Origin of the sequence: Citrobacter braakii, from assembly GCF_002075345.1 — a bacterium.
In the GTDB taxonomy this organism is placed as follows: Bacteria; Pseudomonadota; Gammaproteobacteria; order Enterobacterales; family Enterobacteriaceae; genus Citrobacter; species Citrobacter braakii.
Window position 1 is genome coordinate 164,429 of record NZ_NAEW01000005.1, and the last position, 16,499, is coordinate 180,927.

Annotated in this window: 13 protein-coding genes; 5 read left to right on the plus strand and 8 right to left on the minus strand. The window is 54.1% G+C overall.

From position 1 onward, the window contains the following. Positions 1-2: 2 nt before the first annotated feature. Both envC and gpmM read right to left on the minus strand, forming a co-directional pair. Positions 3-1,262: a murein hydrolase activator EnvC gene (envC, locus tag BZK42_RS12905; RefSeq protein ID WP_230330234.1), complete on the minus strand. Its 1,260-nt coding sequence runs from the start codon at positions 1,260-1,262 to the stop codon at positions 3-5. A gap of 33 nt (positions 1,263-1,295) precedes the next feature. Further along, complete coding sequence (gene gpmM, locus BZK42_RS12910) at positions 1,296-2,840, minus strand: 2,3-bisphosphoglycerate-independent phosphoglycerate mutase (RefSeq protein ID WP_080859279.1); 1,545 nt, start codon at positions 2,838-2,840, stop codon at positions 1,296-1,298. Positions 2,841-3,087: 247 nt separating this feature from the next. On the opposite strand from gpmM, the gene BZK42_RS12915 reads away from it, so the two are divergent. The 5 genes from BZK42_RS12915 to cysE all read left to right on the plus strand — a co-directional run bounded on the left by BZK42_RS12915 (position 3,088) and on the right by cysE (position 6,254). Beyond that, positions 3,088-3,519, plus strand: coding sequence for a rhodanese-like domain-containing protein (locus tag BZK42_RS12915; protein ID WP_005120473.1), 432 nt, complete (start codon positions 3,088-3,090; stop codon positions 3,517-3,519). A gap of 51 nt (positions 3,520-3,570) precedes the next feature. After that, positions 3,571-3,822: a glutaredoxin 3 gene (grxC, locus tag BZK42_RS12920; protein WP_003024152.1), complete on the plus strand. Its 252-nt coding sequence runs from the start codon at positions 3,571-3,573 to the stop codon at positions 3,820-3,822. 46 nt (positions 3,823-3,868) lie between these two features. Beyond that, entirely contained in the window at positions 3,869-4,336 is a 468-nt protein-coding gene (secB, locus tag BZK42_RS12925; RefSeq protein WP_003024155.1) for a protein-export chaperone SecB, read from the plus strand. Beyond that, positions 4,336-5,355 (plus strand): NAD(P)H-dependent glycerol-3-phosphate dehydrogenase, encoded by a 1,020-nt coding sequence (gpsA, locus tag BZK42_RS12930; RefSeq protein ID WP_016154966.1) that lies wholly within the window; start codon positions 4,336-4,338, stop codon positions 5,353-5,355. Before secB ends, gpsA begins: the two co-directional genes overlap by 1 nt. A 77-nt stretch (positions 5,356-5,432) precedes the next feature. Further along, positions 5,433-6,254 carry a serine O-acetyltransferase gene (gene cysE, locus BZK42_RS12935; protein WP_016154965.1) on the plus strand — a complete coding sequence of 274 codons (822 nt, stop codon included), beginning with the start codon at positions 5,433-5,435 and terminating at the stop codon, positions 6,252-6,254. Positions 6,255-6,435: 181 nt separating this feature from the next. Here cysE and trmL read toward each other — a convergent pair whose 3' ends face one another. The 6 genes from trmL to sadA all read right to left on the minus strand — a co-directional run bounded on the left by trmL (position 6,436) and on the right by sadA (position 16,467). Beyond that, positions 6,436-6,909 (minus strand): tRNA (uridine(34)/cytosine(34)/5-carboxymethylaminomethyluridine(34)-2'-O)-methyltransferase TrmL, encoded by a 474-nt coding sequence (gene trmL, locus BZK42_RS12940; RefSeq protein WP_049042808.1) that lies wholly within the window; start codon positions 6,907-6,909, stop codon positions 6,436-6,438. Between the two features lie 46 nt (positions 6,910-6,955). After that, positions 6,956-8,296 carry an MFS transporter gene (locus BZK42_RS12945; protein ID WP_016154963.1) on the minus strand — a complete coding sequence of 447 codons (1,341 nt, stop codon included), beginning with the start codon at positions 8,294-8,296 and terminating at the stop codon, positions 6,956-6,958. A gap of 196 nt (positions 8,297-8,492) precedes the next feature. Further along, positions 8,493-9,683, minus strand: a complete 1,191-nt coding sequence (lldD, locus tag BZK42_RS12950) for an FMN-dependent L-lactate dehydrogenase LldD (protein ID WP_016154962.1) — start codon at positions 9,681-9,683, stop codon at positions 8,493-8,495. Continuing rightward, positions 9,680-10,456, minus strand: a complete 777-nt coding sequence (lldR, locus tag BZK42_RS12955) for a transcriptional regulator LldR (RefSeq protein WP_003024170.1) — start codon at positions 10,454-10,456, stop codon at positions 9,680-9,682. Before lldR ends, lldD begins: the two co-directional genes overlap by 4 nt. Further along, a complete protein-coding gene (lldP, locus tag BZK42_RS12960; RefSeq protein ID WP_016154960.1) occupies positions 10,453-12,108 on the minus strand; it encodes an L-lactate permease in 1,656 nt (551 codons plus the stop codon). Before lldP ends, lldR begins: the two co-directional genes overlap by 4 nt. 294 nt (positions 12,109-12,402) lie before the next feature. Further along, positions 12,403-16,467, minus strand: coding sequence for a trimeric autotransporter adhesin SadA (sadA, locus tag BZK42_RS12965; RefSeq protein WP_080859280.1), 4,065 nt, complete (start codon positions 16,465-16,467; stop codon positions 12,403-12,405). Between the last annotated feature and the right edge of the window lie 32 nt (positions 16,468-16,499).

Sequence of the window (16,499 nt, forward strand, 5' to 3'; positions counted from 1 at the left end):
ACTTATCTTCCCAACCACGGCTGTGGATTGACCGCCTGACCCTGGCGACGAATTTCGAAATAGAGTGCCGGCCTGCCCTGTCCGCCGCTGCTACCCACAAGTGCAATAGGCTGCCCGGCGCGAACCTGCGTACCGACGCTGACCAGCGCGCTCTGGTTATAACCGTAAAGGCTCATATCGCCTTTACCGTGCTCAACGACGACCACCAGACCGTAGCCCTGCAACCAGTCCGCCAGAATGACGCGGCCATCGGCAATGGCTTTAACTTCGGTGCCTTCGGATGCGCCAATAACCATCCCCTTCCAACGTAGCTCACCTTGCAACTGTTCGCCATAACGATGTAGCGTTGGGCCACGAACGGGCCAGAATGCCTGGCCGCGTGGGGAACCTAAACCGCCGGTACGGGACATCAGTGATTTTTCGCTTTCGGTTGGCTTGTAGGTTGAGCCTTTCCGTGACGCATCCTTTTGTTTGTCGCGTACGGCCTGCGCCTCGCGTGCTTCACGTTCCGCACGTGCTTTGGCTGCGGCTTCGGCGCGAGCAATGCTGTTGCGCAGGCGTGATTCGTTGGCGCGCATTTCGCCCAGTTGCTGCTGGCCCTGCTGAATCGATGACTCCAGACCCGAGAGCGTCTTCTTGCGTTCATTACGCGCCTGCTCCAGCTTAGCCTGCTGAGCGCGCTGTTCGTACAGCAACGTCTGCTGTTCGCTCTGCTTATCTTCCAGCTCGGCTTTTTGCGAGTCGACTTCTTCGCGGGTTTGTTTCAACTGCGCGATGGTTTCCTGCCGCGCCTGGTTCAGATAGCCGAAATAGGCCTGCAGGCGTTGCCCGCGCTGGCTCTCTTCCCCGCTCAGAATGAGCTGAATACCGGTGTGTTCGCCCTGGCGAAACGCTGCGTCAAGTTGGGCTGCCAGGCTACGCTCTTGCGCAGCCCGCTGTTTTTCCAGCTTCGCGAGGGCGGCATTCATTTCAGTGATTTGCGCATTCAGCTGCGCCAGCGAGTTTTGCGTTTCGCGTAGTTGCCTGGCGGCAACGGCGATGGCCTGTTCCTGAGCTTTAAGTTGAGCGAGGAGAGTGGAGCGTTGTTGTTGTTGTTGGCGTACCGCGCGTTCTTTTGCCGCGATATCAGCCTGAATAGATTTGAGCTGATCGCGCTCGTCCGCGTGGGCGGAAAAGGCGCACAGCAATACGCCAGCGCTAAGCGCGCTGGCGTAGAACAAGGGCCTGACTGAAAGCTTTTGCAGTTTCACGGCCCAAGTGATGGTATTAATCGCCTTTCCCCTCATGGGGAGGGATTATTCCACGATGAACAGCGGCTTACCAGTCATCTCTTGCGGGATTTCCATACCCATCAGCGTCAGCATCGTCGGGGCGATATCAGAAAGTTTGCCGCCTTCAACTGCTTTGACGTTTTTACCACCGACATAAATCAGCGGAACGGGCAGGTTGGTGTGTGCTGTATGTGCCTGACCGGTGGACGGATCGCGCATTTGCTCTGCGTTACCGTGGTCCGCGGTGATCAGCAGTTGGCCGCCAACGGATTCAACCGCTTTAGTCACCTGCTCAACGCAGTGATCCAGCGCTTCAACCGCTTTAACCGCAGCTTCCATCACCCCGGTGTGACCAACCATGTCGCCGTTCGGGTAGTTACAAATGATGGTGTCGTATTTTCCGCTCTGAATCGCAGCAACCAGCTTCTCGGTCAGCTCAGCAGAGCTCATTTCCGGCTGCAGATCGTAGGTCGCGACTTTCGGCGAATTGATCAGGATGCGATCTTCGCCTTTGAACGGCTCTTCTACGCCACCGTTAAAGAAGAAGGTCACGTGGGCATATTTTTCAGTTTCGGAAATACGCAGCTGCGTTTTGTCATTCTTCGCCATCCACTCGCCAAGGGTGTTGGCCAGAGACGCTGGTGGGTAAGCAACAGCCGTTTTGATGTCGGCTGCGTATTCGGTCAGCATCACAAAGTTGAGGTTAACGACTTTCTTACGGGCGAAGCCGTCGAAGTCAGTGTTAACAAACGCACGGGTGATTTCACGCGCACGGTCAGCACGGAAGTTCATGAAAATCAGCGTATCGCCGTCTTCCATGGCGGCTTCAGCCTGGCCTTCAGCACGGATCACGGTCGCTTTCACGAATTCGTCGTTTTCGTCGCGGGCATAAGCAGCCTGCAGGCCTTCAACAGCCGTAGCGAACTGGAACTCGCCTTTTGCCAGCGTCATCAGGTCATAAGCCTGTTCAACGCGATCCCAACGGTTGTCGCGGTCCATGGCGTAGTAACGACCGATGATGGACGCTACACGGCCTTTGCCCAGCGCGGCAAATTTCTCTTCGAATTTCTGCAGCGAATGTTCAGCGCTGCGCGGCGGGGTATCACGGCCATCAAGGAAAGCGTGCAGATAGATTTTCTCAGCACCGCGTTCAGCTGCCATTTCGACCATCGCCATGATGTGATCTTCGTGACTGTGAACGCCGCCAGCAGAGAGCAGGCCCATGATGTGAACCGCTTTGCCGCTATTTTTTGCCTGGTCGACCGCATCGGTCAGCACTGGGTTAGCGAAGAAAGTCCGTTCTTTAATTTCAACATCCAGACGGGTCAGGTCCTGATACACGATGCGGCCCGCGCCCAGGTTGACGTGACCCACTTCGGAGTTGCCCATCTGGCGATCGGGCAGGCCGACTTCCAGGCCAGAGGCATCAATCAGGGTATGCGGACGTTTTGCCCACAGAGCATCCATTACCGGGGTTTTGGCATTAAAGATGGCGTTATCCTGGCTGTCTTCACGATAGCCATAGCCATCCAGAATCACCAGTACCATAGGTTTTTTAGAAACCGACATTGCGACAACCTCACACTCAATAGACAAAAATAATTGCGTAATTTTACTACAGCTGAATCGATAAAATAGCCCCAGAAGATCAAATAATCGACCAGAGCGTGTCGCAGAGGGCGCGGATTTACGTTTTTTTTTCCGTAGCGCCCCGCAAAAATGCAATCCAATGCACGCTCTGGCTGTATTTGCGCCAACGCGCAGGTATACTCCTTTCCTGGTTTTTTAATCACTAAGTCGGGAGTTGTTACCCCCCATGCAAGAAATTATGCAATTTGTTAGTCGCCACCCTGTATTGAGTATCGCCTGGATTGCGTTACTGGCGGCTGTATTATTTACCACGTTTAAGAGCCTGACTTCGAAAGTGAAGGTAATTACGCGCGGAGAAGCCACTCGTCTTATCAACAAAGAAGATGCGGTGATTGTGGATTTACGTCAGCGCGACGACTTCCGCAAAGGTCATATCGCGGGCTCCACTAACCTGCTGCCGAGCGAAATCAAAGCCAACAATTTTGGCGAGCTGGAAAAACACAAAAACAAACCTGTTATTGTGGTTGATGGCTCTGGTATGCAGTGCCAGGATTCAGCAACTGCGCTGATTAAAGCCGGTTTTGAGCAGGTATCTGTACTGAAAGACGGCGTAGCGGGCTGGAGTGGCGAGAATCTGCCACTGGTTCGCGGCAAGTAATTTACCCGTCTTCTTTCATGCCGCAGGGTAAAAGAACACTGGAGATAAGTCATGGCCAATATTGAGATCTATACCAAAGCGACCTGCCCGTTTTGCCATCGCGCAAAGGCGCTGTTGAACAGCAAGGGTGTGAGTTTCCAGGAACTTCCGATTGACGGCGATGCCGTGAAGCGTGAAGAGATGATCAAGCGCAGTGGCCGTACAACGGTTCCGCAGATTTTTATTGATGCACAGCACATTGGTGGTTGTGACGACTTGTATGCGTTGGATGCACGTGGTGGACTGGATCCACTGCTGCGTTAAGGCGTACCGAAGTATTTAAAGGACAACACTAAAGGGTTTTCTCAACATGTCAGAACAAAATAACACTGAAATGGCTTTCCAGATCCAACGTATTTATACCAAGGATGTGTCTTTCGAAGCGCCAAATGCACCACATGTTTTCCAGAAAGATTGGCAGCCAGAGGTTAAACTGGATCTTGATACCGCATCTACCCAACTGGCAGATGATGTGTATGAAGTAGTGCTGCGTGTCACCGTAACGGCTTCTCTGGGTGAAGAAACTGCGTTCCTGTGTGAAGTTCAGCAGGGCGGTATTTTCTCCATCAGTGGTATTGAAGGGACTCAGATGGCGCATTGCCTTGGTGCATACTGCCCGAACATTCTGTTCCCGTATGCCCGCGAATGCATCACCAGCCTGGTTTCCCGCGGTACATTCCCGCAACTGAACCTTGCGCCGGTCAACTTTGATGCGCTGTTCATGAACTATTTACAGCAGCAGGCTGGCGAAGGTACTGAAGAACATCAGGATGCCTGATGAACCAAAGTAATGCTTCAATGACTGTGATTGGTGCCGGCTCGTACGGCACCGCTCTTGCCATCACCCTGGCAAGAAATGGCCATCAGGTTGTCCTGTGGGGCCATGATCCGAAACATATCGCGACCCTCGAGCACGATCGCTGCAACGTCGCGTTCCTCCCTGATGTGCCTTTTCCCGAAACGCTGCGCCTGGAAAGTGATTTAGCCACTGCGCTGGCCGCCAGTCGTAATATTCTGGTGGTGGTGCCGAGCCACGTCTTTGGCGAAGTGCTGCGCAACATCAAACCGCTGATGCGTCCTGACGCGCGTCTGGTCTGGGCGACAAAGGGTCTGGAAGCGGAAACGGGACGCCTGCTGCAGGACGTCGCGCGTGAAGCGCTGGGGAATTCTATTCCACTGGCAGTTATCTCCGGTCCGACGTTCGCCAAAGAGCTAGCGGCGGGCATGCCGACGGCGATTTCTCTGGCCTCGACGGACGACACCTTTGCTGACGATCTCCAGCAGTTGCTGCACTGCGGCAAGAGCTTCCGCGTTTACAGCAATCCGGATTTCATTGGCGTGCAGCTTGGCGGCGCGGTGAAAAACGTCATTGCGATTGGCGCGGGGATGTCTGACGGCATCGGTTTCGGCGCGAATGCGCGAACCGCATTGATCACCCGTGGACTGACCGAAATGTCTCGTCTTGGCGCGGCGCTGGGTGCCGATCCTGCCACCTTTATGGGTATGGCGGGTTTAGGCGATCTGGTGCTGACCTGTACCGACAACCAGTCGCGTAACCGTCGTTTTGGCATGATGCTCGGCCAGGGGATGGACGTGCAGGGGGCGCAGGACAAGATTGGTCAGGTGGTTGAAGGCTACCGCAATACGAAAGAAGTTCGTGAATTGGCGCACCGTTTTGGTGTTGAGATGCCAATAACCGAGGAAATTTATCAAGTATTGTATTGCGGAAAAAACGCGCGCGAGGCAGCATTGACGTTATTAGGCCGTGCACGCAGGGACGAGCTGAGTCGCCACTAGCTGTAAGGAACTGTTGAATATAACGACCCGACCCGCGAAGAACGGGTCGGTCGTTTTGCTATCTTCTGGAGTACGCAATGCCGTGTGAAGAACTGGATATCGTCTGGAAAAACATTAAAGCGGAAGCCCGGGCACTGGCGGAATGTGAGCCAATGCTGGCCAGTTTTTATCACGCAACGCTGCTCAAGCATGAAAACCTCGGTAGTGCGCTGAGCTATATGCTGGCGAATAAACTCGCTTCTCCGATCATGCCCGCCATTGCCATTCGCGAAGTCGTGGAAGAGGCCTACGCGGCCGATCCTGAAATGATTGCCTCAGCGGCCTGTGATATTCAGGCGGTACGCACGCGTGATCCGGCTGTCGATAAATATTCCACCCCACTTCTGTATCTGAAGGGCTTTCATGCGCTTCAGGCCTACCGTATCGGTCACTGGCTGTGGCATCAGGGGCGTCAGGCGCTGGCAATCTTCCTGCAAAATCAGGTGTCCGTTAGCTTCCAGGTAGACATTCACCCGGCGGCAAAAATTGGCCGTGGGATTATGCTCGATCACGCCACTGGTATTGTGGTCGGTGAAACTGCCGTGATTGAAAACGACGTCTCTATTTTGCAATCCGTCACGCTGGGCGGGACCGGTAAAGCCGGCGGTGACCGTCATCCGAAAATTCGTGAAGGCGTGATGATTGGCGCGGGAGCAAAAATTCTCGGCAACATTGAAGTCGGGCGCGGCGCGAAGATTGGCGCAGGTTCCGTCGTTTTACAGCCGGTACCCCCGCATACCACTGCAGCAGGCGTTCCGGCACGCATCGTCGGCAAGCCTGACAGCGATAAGCCGTCCATGGATATGGATCAGCATTTCAACGGGATACATCATACTTTTGAGTATGGAGATGGTATCTGATTTCGAGCTATCTTACCTGGCAGATTGAACCTGAGCTGTGCTCGTCATCCTCACGTATTGCGTGTACGCTCCGGTGACTGTGCGCAGTCCGTGTTCAATCTGTCTGCGCCGATAACGCTCGAAATGAATTTCATCAAATTAATGTAGGTCGGATCAGGCCCTAGACGCCATCCAACAATCATCAGCTACGCAGTACCGCGCCCGGATACCCTAGCTGGCGCCAGGCCTCATACACCACCACCGACACCGCATTTGACAGGTTCATGCTGCGACTGTCTGGCATCATTGGAATACGAATTTTTTGTTCGGCCGGCAACGCGTCAAGGATGCTGGCTGGCAGACCGCGTGTTTCCGGACCAAACATCAGATAATCCCCGTCCTGATAGCATACCGCGCTATGCGCTGGCGTACCTTTGGTGGTCAGAGCAAACAGGCGCTGCGGATGTTCTGCGGCGACGAAGGCGGCGTAATCAGAGTGGCGCAGAACGGCGGTAAATTCATGGTAATCCAGCCCCGCGCGACGCAGGCGCTTGTCGTCCCAGGTAAAGCCCATTGGCTCTATAATATGCAGACGAAAGCCGGTGTTGGCGCAAAGACGGATAATATTGCCGGTATTTGGCGGGATTTCTGGTTCGAATAAAACGATGTTAAGCATACTGCCCCCTTGATAACGGGGGGCAGAATAGCAGAAAGAGCGGGTACTATGCGACGGTCAGCGTCTGCGGTTTATAGCGTTGCAGCTTGTAAATTGTCGCGGCAGCAGCGACCAGGGCCGGAAGGCTGAGGAACATTAAGATACTGTCTGCCTGCCATTGCAGGGAAAGCAACTGGGCGCTCATCATCGTTCCGGCTACGCCGCCGAAGCGGCCCACGCCCTGCATCCAGGCAATGCCCGTCGCACGGCAGTGGGTTGGATAAAACGTGGCGGCCAGCGTCTGCAGCCCGGACTGCGCGCCGTTCATGGTAATCCCCATCAGGAAGATCAGTGCGCCGAACAAGATGATGTGGTTATGTTCAAACCCGAGAGCGAGGGCAAACAGCATCGTCAGAATGAAGCCGAGTGAGACCACTTTATGGGCTTCCCAGCGGTCCATTAACCAACCGGCCAGCAGGATCCCCGCCGTACCGCCAAAGGTAAACAGAGATGTCAGCCAGGCGGATTCGGCCAGCGGATAGCCCATTCCCAGCATCAGCGTTGGCATCCAGCTCAGCAGCACGTAATAGATAACCAGCCCCATAAAGTAGGTCATCCAGAGCATCAGCGTACCCGGCAGCCAGGGCATACTAAATAACTGTGCCACGCTGCTTTTTTTGACCGTGATACGGTCTTCATCCAGATAAAACTGGGTAACCTGTTCCAGACTTCCCGACATAAAGCGTTGAGCAATGCGTTTAATCTGTGCAACCCCTTTACCGCGGTGAACCAGATACTTAACCGACTCCGGCAGGAACAGCACCAACAGTACGGTGAGGACCAGTGGGGCGATTGCACCAGCAAGCAGAACACTGTGCCAGCCGTAGTTGGGGATCAGCCAGGAGGAGATCACGCCGCCGCCCGCAGCCCCTAACGGAAAGCCACAGTACATGGTGTTAATCGCCATTGAACGACAGCGTTTCGGGGCGAATTCTGACACCAGGGTGATGGCATTGGGCATTGCCGCGCCAAGCCCAAGCCCGGTGAGAAAGCGCCAAAACGTGAGCATATTCAGCGTCTGGGCATAGGCGGTTCCCAGACTGGCGAGGCCAAAGAACAGACAGGAAAAGACCAGGACGCGCTTACGACCCATACGATCGGAAATCGGTCCGGCCAGCAGGGCACCAAATGAGAGGCCCAATAGCGCGGCGCTTAACACCGGTCCGAGATCTTGTTTCTTGATACCCCAGTCGGCTGAGAGCGTGGGGGCAATATAGCCCATCGCCGCCGTATCGAAGCCGTCAATGGCTAAAACCAGAAAACCCAGGACAATAATGACCCAGTGGAAGCGCGAAAAAGCACTGTCATCTATCGCCTGCTGGATATTCACTTTTCCGGAATAAGCCATGTCACCCTCGCCCGTTATGATGGTTGTTATATGTATAAAATGCTGTTGTATTAGCTTGTCTATACATTTGGCAGGTGGATAAAAAGTTGTCAAATATATTGGTTGTAAATGTTAACTAGTCGTTATTTTTGGATAAAAAATGGTCGGGCTGAAAACAGACCGACCATTCAGAAAATGGGGTTTTACGGGGATGTTGTTACGCTGCGCTACCCTGGACCAGAGGTGCCAGCGCGGCAGGCAGGCTCTTACCCAGTTCCTGTACCAGCGAATCACGGCTGATTTCGCTAATCGACTTCGCACCGGTCAGGGTCATCGCCACCTTCATCTCTTTCTCGATCAGGTTCAGCAGATTCGCCACACCGGCCTGGCCGTGGGTCGCTAGCGCGTACAGATAAGCACGCCCCAGCAGCACGCTATCCGCGCCCAGCGCTATCATGCGTACAACGTCCAGACCATTGCGGATCCCGCTATCAGCCAGAATGGTAATATCGCCTTTCACCGCATCGGCAATGGCGGGCAGCGCACGAGCTGAAGACAGCACGCCATCTAACTGACGGCCACCGTGGTTAGAGACAACGATACCATCCGCGCCAAAGCGTACGGCGTCGCGGGCATCTTCAGGGTCGAGGATCCCTTTGATCACCATCGGACCATCCCAGAATTCGCGGATCCACTCGAGGTCTTTCCAGGAAATCGACGGATCGAAGTTATTCGCCAGCCAGCCGATGTAATCTTCAAGGCCGGTGGGTTTGCCAAGATAAGTCGAAATATTGCCTAAATCATGCGGGCGACCGTTCAGACCAACGTCCCATGCCCACTGTGGATGAGTGACTGCTTGCCAGTAGCGGCGCAGTGCCGCATTTGGACCGCTCATACCGGAATGGGCATCACGGTAGCGTGCGCCAGGCGTTGGCATATCGACGGTAAAGACCAGCGTGGAGCAACCCGCCGCTTTGGCGCGCTCCAGTGCGTTACGCATAAAACCGCGATCGCGCAGCACATACAGCTGGAACCACATCGGACGCTTGATGGTCGGGGCGACTTCTTCAATCGGACATACGGACACTGTGGAAAGCGTAAACGGAATGCCTTTGGCATCAGCGGCGGCGGCGGCCTGAACCTCGCCCCGGCGTGCGTACATGCCGCACAAGCCGACAGGCGCGAGGGCTACCGGCATGGAGAGTGTTTCGTTGAACAGCTTGGTTTCCAGGCTCAGGTCGGACATATTCTTCAGTACGCGCTGGCGCAGCGCCACCTCTGACAGGTCTGCCACGTTACGGCGCAAGGTGTGCTCGGCATACGCCCCGCCGTCAATATAGTGGAACAAGAAGGGGGGCAGGATGCGCTGGGCTGCGGCGCGATAGTCGCTGGCTGCTGAAATAATCATGTGTTGTTCTCCCTGCTATTCTCACCAGGATCACCGGGCAGGCGAGTAATACGCGCCTGCCGGGCCTGATCTTCGTCAAATCGTTTAATTGTGGTGTGGACAAAACTGAGGTGCGCCATCATGGCCTTACGCGCCCCGTCGGCATCCCCGGCAACAATGGCGTCCAGCACGGCCTGATGCTGCGCCGTCAGTTGAGAAAATACGGGCGGTACCAGGTACATACGTTGGCGGCTCTGTTTTACCGAAGACTGCAGGACGTCGAAGAAACCGCGCATGGTCTGCAACAGCACCACGTTGTGCGAGGCTTCCGCAATGGCGAGATGAAAGCGAACGTCAGCCTGCGAGGCGAGATCCGGATCTTCGCTTTGCGTGGCCTCGAAACAGAGCCTGATTTTCTCTTTATCCGCGGCGGTGGCCCGCATGGCTGCGTGCCAGGCGGTACTGGCTTCGATGGCGTGGCGGGCCTCCAGAATATCGAAACTGTAATCAGGATCGTCCGCCAGTAGGGTTTTCAGCGGCTGAACGATGTTTTGTTCAGACCAGGCCTCATGCTGCCAGCGGATAAACGTCCCGCCGCCACGACGGCTAATCAGTACGCCTTCACTGACCAGTTTTGCTAACGCCTCGCGCAGCGAGTTACGCGATACGCCGAGCTGTACGGCCAGTTGACGCTCAGCGGGCAACTTCATGCCCGCCTCCAGCTGTTGTTCTTCAATCAGCGCCCGCACACGAGATGCGACTTCGTCTGACAGGCGTCTGGGCATCACTATCATGGAATCATCCAGGTTAAGACATAGGCCTGCAGCGTGGTAATCACACCCACCATGCAGGTGAAAATCAGGCTGTGTTTCACGGTAAAGCGGAACAGGTCAGACTCTTTCCCCACTAATCCCACTGCCGCACAGGCGATAGCGATAGATTGCGGCGAGATCATCTTGCCGGTCACGCCGCCGGTGGTATTTGCCGCCACCATCAGCACATCCGAAACGCCGATTTGCTGAGCAGCCGTAGCCTGCAGGGCGGCAAACAGTGCGTTTGATGAGGTGTCGGACCCGGTCAGAAATACCCCCAGCCAGCCGAGGAACGGTGAGAAGAAGGTAAACGCGCTGCCGGTGTGTGCCAGGGCCAACGCCAGGGTTGATGAAAGCCCGGAGTAGTTTGAGATAAACGCGAATGCCAGCACCATTCCGATGGAGTAAATAGGTAATGCCAGATCTTTCAGCGTGCTGCCAAAAGTCTGCAGCGCTGCGGACGGCTTCATCTTCAACCAGACGATAGACAGCAGGGCGGCAAACAAAATCGCGGTACCGGTTGCGGAGAACCAGTCAAATTTATACACCGCCGCGTAGGCTGTGGCTTCGTGTACAACCGGCGGCATACGGGCAACCAGCTTATCGAGGTACGGAACCGGAATATTGACCACCCAGTGGTACATCGCGCCGCCTGGCGCAAACAGCGCTTTAAACGGCGGTACGCTCCACAGCGTGACGGTGGCCGTCAGGAACAGGAACGGAGACCAGGCGCGGACCACCTGTCCAGCGGTATAGTGGGTGCGAGCCAGCGTCTGATCGACCTGTGAAGCGCCCATATCGCCAAAGCGGAAGATGCGTACCGGCTGCCAGCGTTTCAGGAACAGCGTCAGGCAGACCAGCGAAACCAGAGACGAGATAATGTCCGGTAGTTCCGGCCCGATAAAGTTAGAGCTGAGGTACTGCGCGATAGCAAACGAGCCGCCAGCGACCATCACCGCAGGCCAGGTCTCTTTTACGCCGCGCCAGCCATCCATAATCGCCATAATCCAGAACAACACGATAATGGTCAGGAACGGTAACTGACGGCCCACCATCTGACCAATCTCGAAGCTATCCAGCCCGGTAACCTGACCGGCAACCAGAATCGGAATGCCCATTGCGCCAAAAGCGACCGGAGCGGTGTTTACGATCAGGCACAAACCTGCCGCGTACAGAGGGTTAAAACCCAGACCAACCAGCAGTGCGGCGGTAATCGCTACCGGAGCGCCAAATCCTGCCGCCCCTTCGAGGAATGCGCCAAAGGAGAAACCGACAATCAGCATTTGCAGACGTTGGTCCGGGGTAATCGAGAGTATTGAGGAGCGGATGATGTCGAACTGCCCGGTTTTCACCGAGATTTTATAGACGAATACCGCGGCGATAATGATCCAGGCAATTGGCCACAAACCATAGAAGAAGCCGTACACCACGGAAGCTAGAGCGTGATCGACTGGCATTTTGTAAAACAGCAGGGCGACCGTCAGAGCGATCACCACCGTCCATGACGCCGCAACATAGCCTTTCAGCTTGAGCTTAATCAGGGCGAAGAAAAAGAACAGGATAGGGAGCGATGCGATCAGACTGGAAAGCCAGATGTTACCGGCCGGGTCGTAGTTCTGTTGCCAGAGATTCATTGCAGGTCTCCTGGGGGCCGCCGACATAATGGAATGAGTCTGTGCTCATCTCCTGGTCACATTATGTGTAAAAGTGGCCCTGCCAATATTGTTGTGTAGGGGTAATGACAATGAATGGTTAATCAAATGTTATTTATTGGCAACGGTATTGTACTCACATTTTAATGAAATGTGAGGTGCTGGTAGGATCTGGCTAAAATTGGTAGGGCCAATTGCGGGTGAGGACAACAAAGAGAAGTGAAAAGGCAATGGCATGATGCCATTGCCTTTGATGTCGGGGGTATTGTTACTTCATTACCACTGGAAGCCAGCACCAATGGCTGCAGAGTAATCGCCCTGGCTGTTACTGGTTCCTTGCAATTTATAAACCCAGCCCCCGCTTTCACTCACCATAGACACGCCGAGTGCGACGGCACTTTCACCATTAAACGTACCCCCAGCAATCGAGGTCATGTTGGCTCCCGGTGCGTAAGCTTGTGGAAGACCGGCCATGGCCATTGCTGAGGCAATACCGCCGCTCATCTTGTTTTCTACTCCTTTGATTTTACTGTTCATTTCACCCATTTTTTGATCGGTATAGGTGTTTGCTTCTTCTACGCTGCGTTTCAATTGCGCATAGTTCACCGCATCCGTATCGTTCACCGCCGCTGAAACATTGCCGATCCGAGTGGTACCGCCACTCCCGTCTCCCAGGTTGAGCACACTGTAGTTAACCGAGCCATCGGTATTGGTTTCATAACGAACGGAACCTGCTTCTGAGGCTTTCAGTTGCGCCACATTAACCGCGTCAGTGTTGTTCACCCCTGCGGCAACATTGGTAATACGACGTTGTTGAGTAGAAGAGCCGACAGACACCGTATTAGCTTCATCTGCGACGGAATTTGTGCCTAGCGCCACGCTGTTTTCAGCAGCCGCAATAGATCCGGAACCCATCGCGACGCTGTCTGCACCCTGGGCATTTGCATCGGCACCTGTTGAACTGGTCTTGAAGTACTTGGTGCTCCCCGTAGTGACAATATCGCCGACAGAGTTTTCGATATTGGTGACGCGAGTATCAAGGTTGCTAACCTGGGTATTCAGGTTATTGATGCTTTCGGTATTTGCGGCAACACGGCTGTCAGTGACTTTCAATTGACCAACGTTTACGGCATCGGTGTCTGCGCTTCCTGCTGCAACATTGGTGATCTGCCGCTGGCCATCGCCACTGCCTACAGAAACTTCGCCCACTGACGTTTGTGGCGTATCCATGTTGTAAGCGGTATAGCTGCTTTGTGCGCCGACGGTGGTTTGTGAATTGCTGCCGAGCGCGATGCTGTTGGCGTGATTTACCTGTGCGTTTGAACCAATGGCAATGCCGTTGAAGGCAGATTGATCCACGACTGCGCCATAGCCAATACCGACTCCCGAATCGCCATTGACGATGGTTTTCGCGCCGACGGCTATCGCGTTTTCACCCACCGCCAGGGAATCTTCCTCATCCGAGTTAGCGTGGAAATATTGTGTCGACGTCGTGGAAACGGCGGCGATAGCATTTTGTAACTGACGAACTGTTACCGCATCTTGCGCTTCAGAGCCGTCCGCAACGTTGGTAATTTGACGATAGCTTTCTCCATCCGTCCCCAATGACAACGCGCCCAGCAACTCTCTGTCTGTTGTATCGTAACCAATGACGACGCCATCGCTTGTTACGCTCGTTGCTTGTATGCCGGTTGTAATAGCGCGGTTAGAGCTGGAGCCACTGCCCAAGGCGATGCTGCCCTCAATGCTGCTGCTGCTGTTTTCTCCAAGCGCCAGACTCGAAGCACCGGATGCGACGGCGTTGTAACCCACTGCTGTTGCGCCCTCACCCGTTGCGTATGCATCCTGGCCTTCAAGCCCGTTATCGTTCGTGCGGATGTATTTCACGCCGGTACCATTTTCCGTGATATAGGTTTCGCTGGTATCACCGGTTATTTGGTTAATAGATTCATTATACTGAGAAATCAGCATGTTAGTTTCATGGAGCTGAGAGCCATTAACGGCGTCAGTACTGTCACTGGCGATTTCACCTGCTGCTACATTGGTTATCTTATTGGTACCGCTGGTACCGTGGCTGGCGCTGAACGCACCCTCTTCGTCATCCCAGCTCAGTGCATCGGTACCAAGGTTGGTGATGGACGTATTGATATCCGCAATAGCAGAGGTGTTTTGATCTACTTTCTGGTTGGTTTCATACAACTGTGAGCCGTTTACCGCGTCTGTACTGTCCTCAGAAAGCTCCCCGGTGGCGACATTGGTTATTTTACTGGTACTTCCACCGTGGTTTGCGCTAAAAGCCCCGATGTCTTCGTCCCATAACAGAGCATTATCAGTGAGGCCGGTAATGGACGTATTAATGTCGGTGACAGAAGTATTCAGGTTCTCAATTGCGGTGCTGTTCTGAGATATGTTGGTGGTATTGGCGGCGATATCGGTCGTGTTCTGATCCACTTTTTCATTGGTTTCGAACAGCTGCGAACCGTTAACCGCGTCGGTGCTGCTCTCAGAAAGCTCCCCGGCGGCGACATTGGTGATTTTGTTTGCCGTACTACTTCCGTGGCTGGCGGAGAACGAATTGGTTGCCTCATCCCAGCTCAGTGCATCGGTACCAAGATTGGTGATCGTCGTATTAATATCTGCAATATCTGATGTGTTTTGATCTACCTTCTGGTTGGTTTCATACAACTGTGAGCCGTTCACCGCGTCTGTACTGTCCTCAGAAAGTTCCCCGGCGGCGACATTAATGATTTTGCTGGCGCTTCCCGCGTGGTTAGCGCTGAATGCTCCAGAGTCAGCATCCCACAGCAGGGCATCATCGGTTAGCGTGGTAACTGAGTTGCTCAGGTTATTGATATTGGTGGTGTTGGTGGCGATATCAGTGGTGTTCTGAGACACATTTTCGTTGGTGGCAAACAACTGGGAGCCGTTAACTGCATCGGTGCTGTCTGCGGCCAGAGTGCCTGCCGCCAGATTGGTGATCTTGCTGGCGCTTCCCGCGTGGTTAGCGCTGAATGCACCAGAGTTAGCATCCCACAGCAAGGCATCATTGGTGAGCGTGGTAACAGAGTCGCTCAGGTTATTGATATTGGTGGTGTTGGTGGCGATATCAGTGGTGTTCTGATTGATGCTGGTCGTATTAGCGGCGATATCGGTTGTGTTCTGGTTAATGCTGTCGGTATTGGCGGTAATATCGGCAGTGTTCTGGTTGATGCTGTCGGTATTGGTGGCGATATCAGTAGTGTTCTGATCCACTTTCTCATTTGTATCAAACAACTGGGAGCCGTTAACGGCATCGGTGCTGTCTGCGGCCAGGGTGCCTGCCGCCAGATTGGTGATCTTGCTGGTGCTTCCCGCGTGGTTAGCGCTAAAGGCACTGGTGCTGTCATTCCACAACAGCGCGTCTTCGGTTAATCCTGCGACAGAGGCACCTGTGTTAATGATAGAAGTGTTAAGTGCACTTAATGCACTGCCTACGTTATTGTAGATGCCTGTGCCTACCTCGTAGAGGGGAGCATTCACTGTACCATCAGAATTAACGGAAGCCCCTCCGCCGAGTCGGTTGGCGACGGATTGACTTAAAGAATGAATTTGCGCACCTGTGACGGCATCAGTACTGCTGGAATTGATGTCGCCTTTAGCAACATAGGTGATCTGCCGTTGAGTGGTGCTGTTACCCACGGCGACGGAATTGTCTTCCAGGGCGGTAGAGCCTGTGCCAAGGGCAACTGAGCTGGTGCCTATCGCTTTTGCGCCATTACCAAATGCAGTGCTGTCGTCACCGCTCGCAGTGGATTGATTACCTAATGCAACGGATGTTGCTCCGCTCGCAGTGGATTGATTACCTAATGCAACCGATTTTGCACCGCTCGAATTGGCATAAACACCCATTGCCATCGAATAATCTCCACCGGCTGAGGAAGAGGCTCCCATTGCAATGGCCCGGTCACCGGCAGAAACCGATTTTACGCCAAGCGCTAGCGAAGAGTCGCCGGAGGATTGGCTGTATGAACCAATGGCGGTACTCCATTTCCCCATCGCATCGGCCTTATAACCCATCGCGGCGCTTGCGCCATCTTCGCTGGTGTAAGTATTGGCTGTGGCATTGGTACCAATTGCAACCCACCCTGTTCCCGTTGTACCTGATACGGTAACACCGCTTCCGGTATCGTTCCCCGCGTTGGCCAGCGCATCCGCTGAGACCATAATACTGCCAAGACCGATGAGTGCGGAAACAGCCAGCTTTTTGCGACCGCTTTTTTTGCCGTGGCTTTTTGCGGTTTCGCTGGTGACAATAAATGTTCCCGTAGCGGCATTCCAGATGACTTTAAATATTTTGTTCATGGATAAGTGCTTTCCTTTTATAAAATAGTTGT

Excerpts from the sequence above, each read along its gene's own strand:
- grxC (WP_003024152.1), top strand. The coding sequence starts at position 3,571 with ATGGCCAATATTGAGATCTATACCAAAGCGACCTGCCCGTTTTGCCAT.
- BZK42_RS12915 (WP_005120473.1), top strand. The coding sequence starts at position 3,088 with ATGCAAGAAATTATGCAATTTGTTAGTCGCCACCCTGTATTGAGTATC.
- lldR (WP_003024170.1), bottom strand. The coding sequence starts at position 10,456 with ATGATAGTGATGCCCAGACGCCTGTCAGACGAAGTCGCATCTCGTGTG.
- lldD (WP_016154962.1), bottom strand. The coding sequence starts at position 9,683 with ATGATTATTTCAGCAGCCAGCGACTATCGCGCCGCAGCCCAGCGCATC.
- lldP (WP_016154960.1), bottom strand. The coding sequence starts at position 12,108 with ATGAATCTCTGGCAACAGAACTACGACCCGGCCGGTAACATCTGGCTT.
- gpsA (WP_016154966.1), top strand. The coding sequence starts at position 4,336 with ATGAACCAAAGTAATGCTTCAATGACTGTGATTGGTGCCGGCTCGTAC.
- trmL (WP_049042808.1), bottom strand. The coding sequence starts at position 6,909 with ATGCTTAACATCGTTTTATTCGAACCAGAAATCCCGCCAAATACCGGC.
- sadA (WP_080859280.1), bottom strand. The coding sequence starts at position 16,467 with ATGAACAAAATATTTAAAGTCATCTGGAATGCCGCTACGGGAACATTT.
- BZK42_RS12945 (WP_016154963.1), bottom strand. The coding sequence starts at position 8,296 with ATGGCTTATTCCGGAAAAGTGAATATCCAGCAGGCGATAGATGACAGT.
- cysE (WP_016154965.1), top strand. The coding sequence starts at position 5,433 with ATGCCGTGTGAAGAACTGGATATCGTCTGGAAAAACATTAAAGCGGAA.
- secB (WP_003024155.1), top strand. The coding sequence starts at position 3,869 with ATGTCAGAACAAAATAACACTGAAATGGCTTTCCAGATCCAACGTATT.
- gpmM (WP_080859279.1), bottom strand. The coding sequence starts at position 2,840 with ATGTCGGTTTCTAAAAAACCTATGGTACTGGTGATTCTGGATGGCTAT.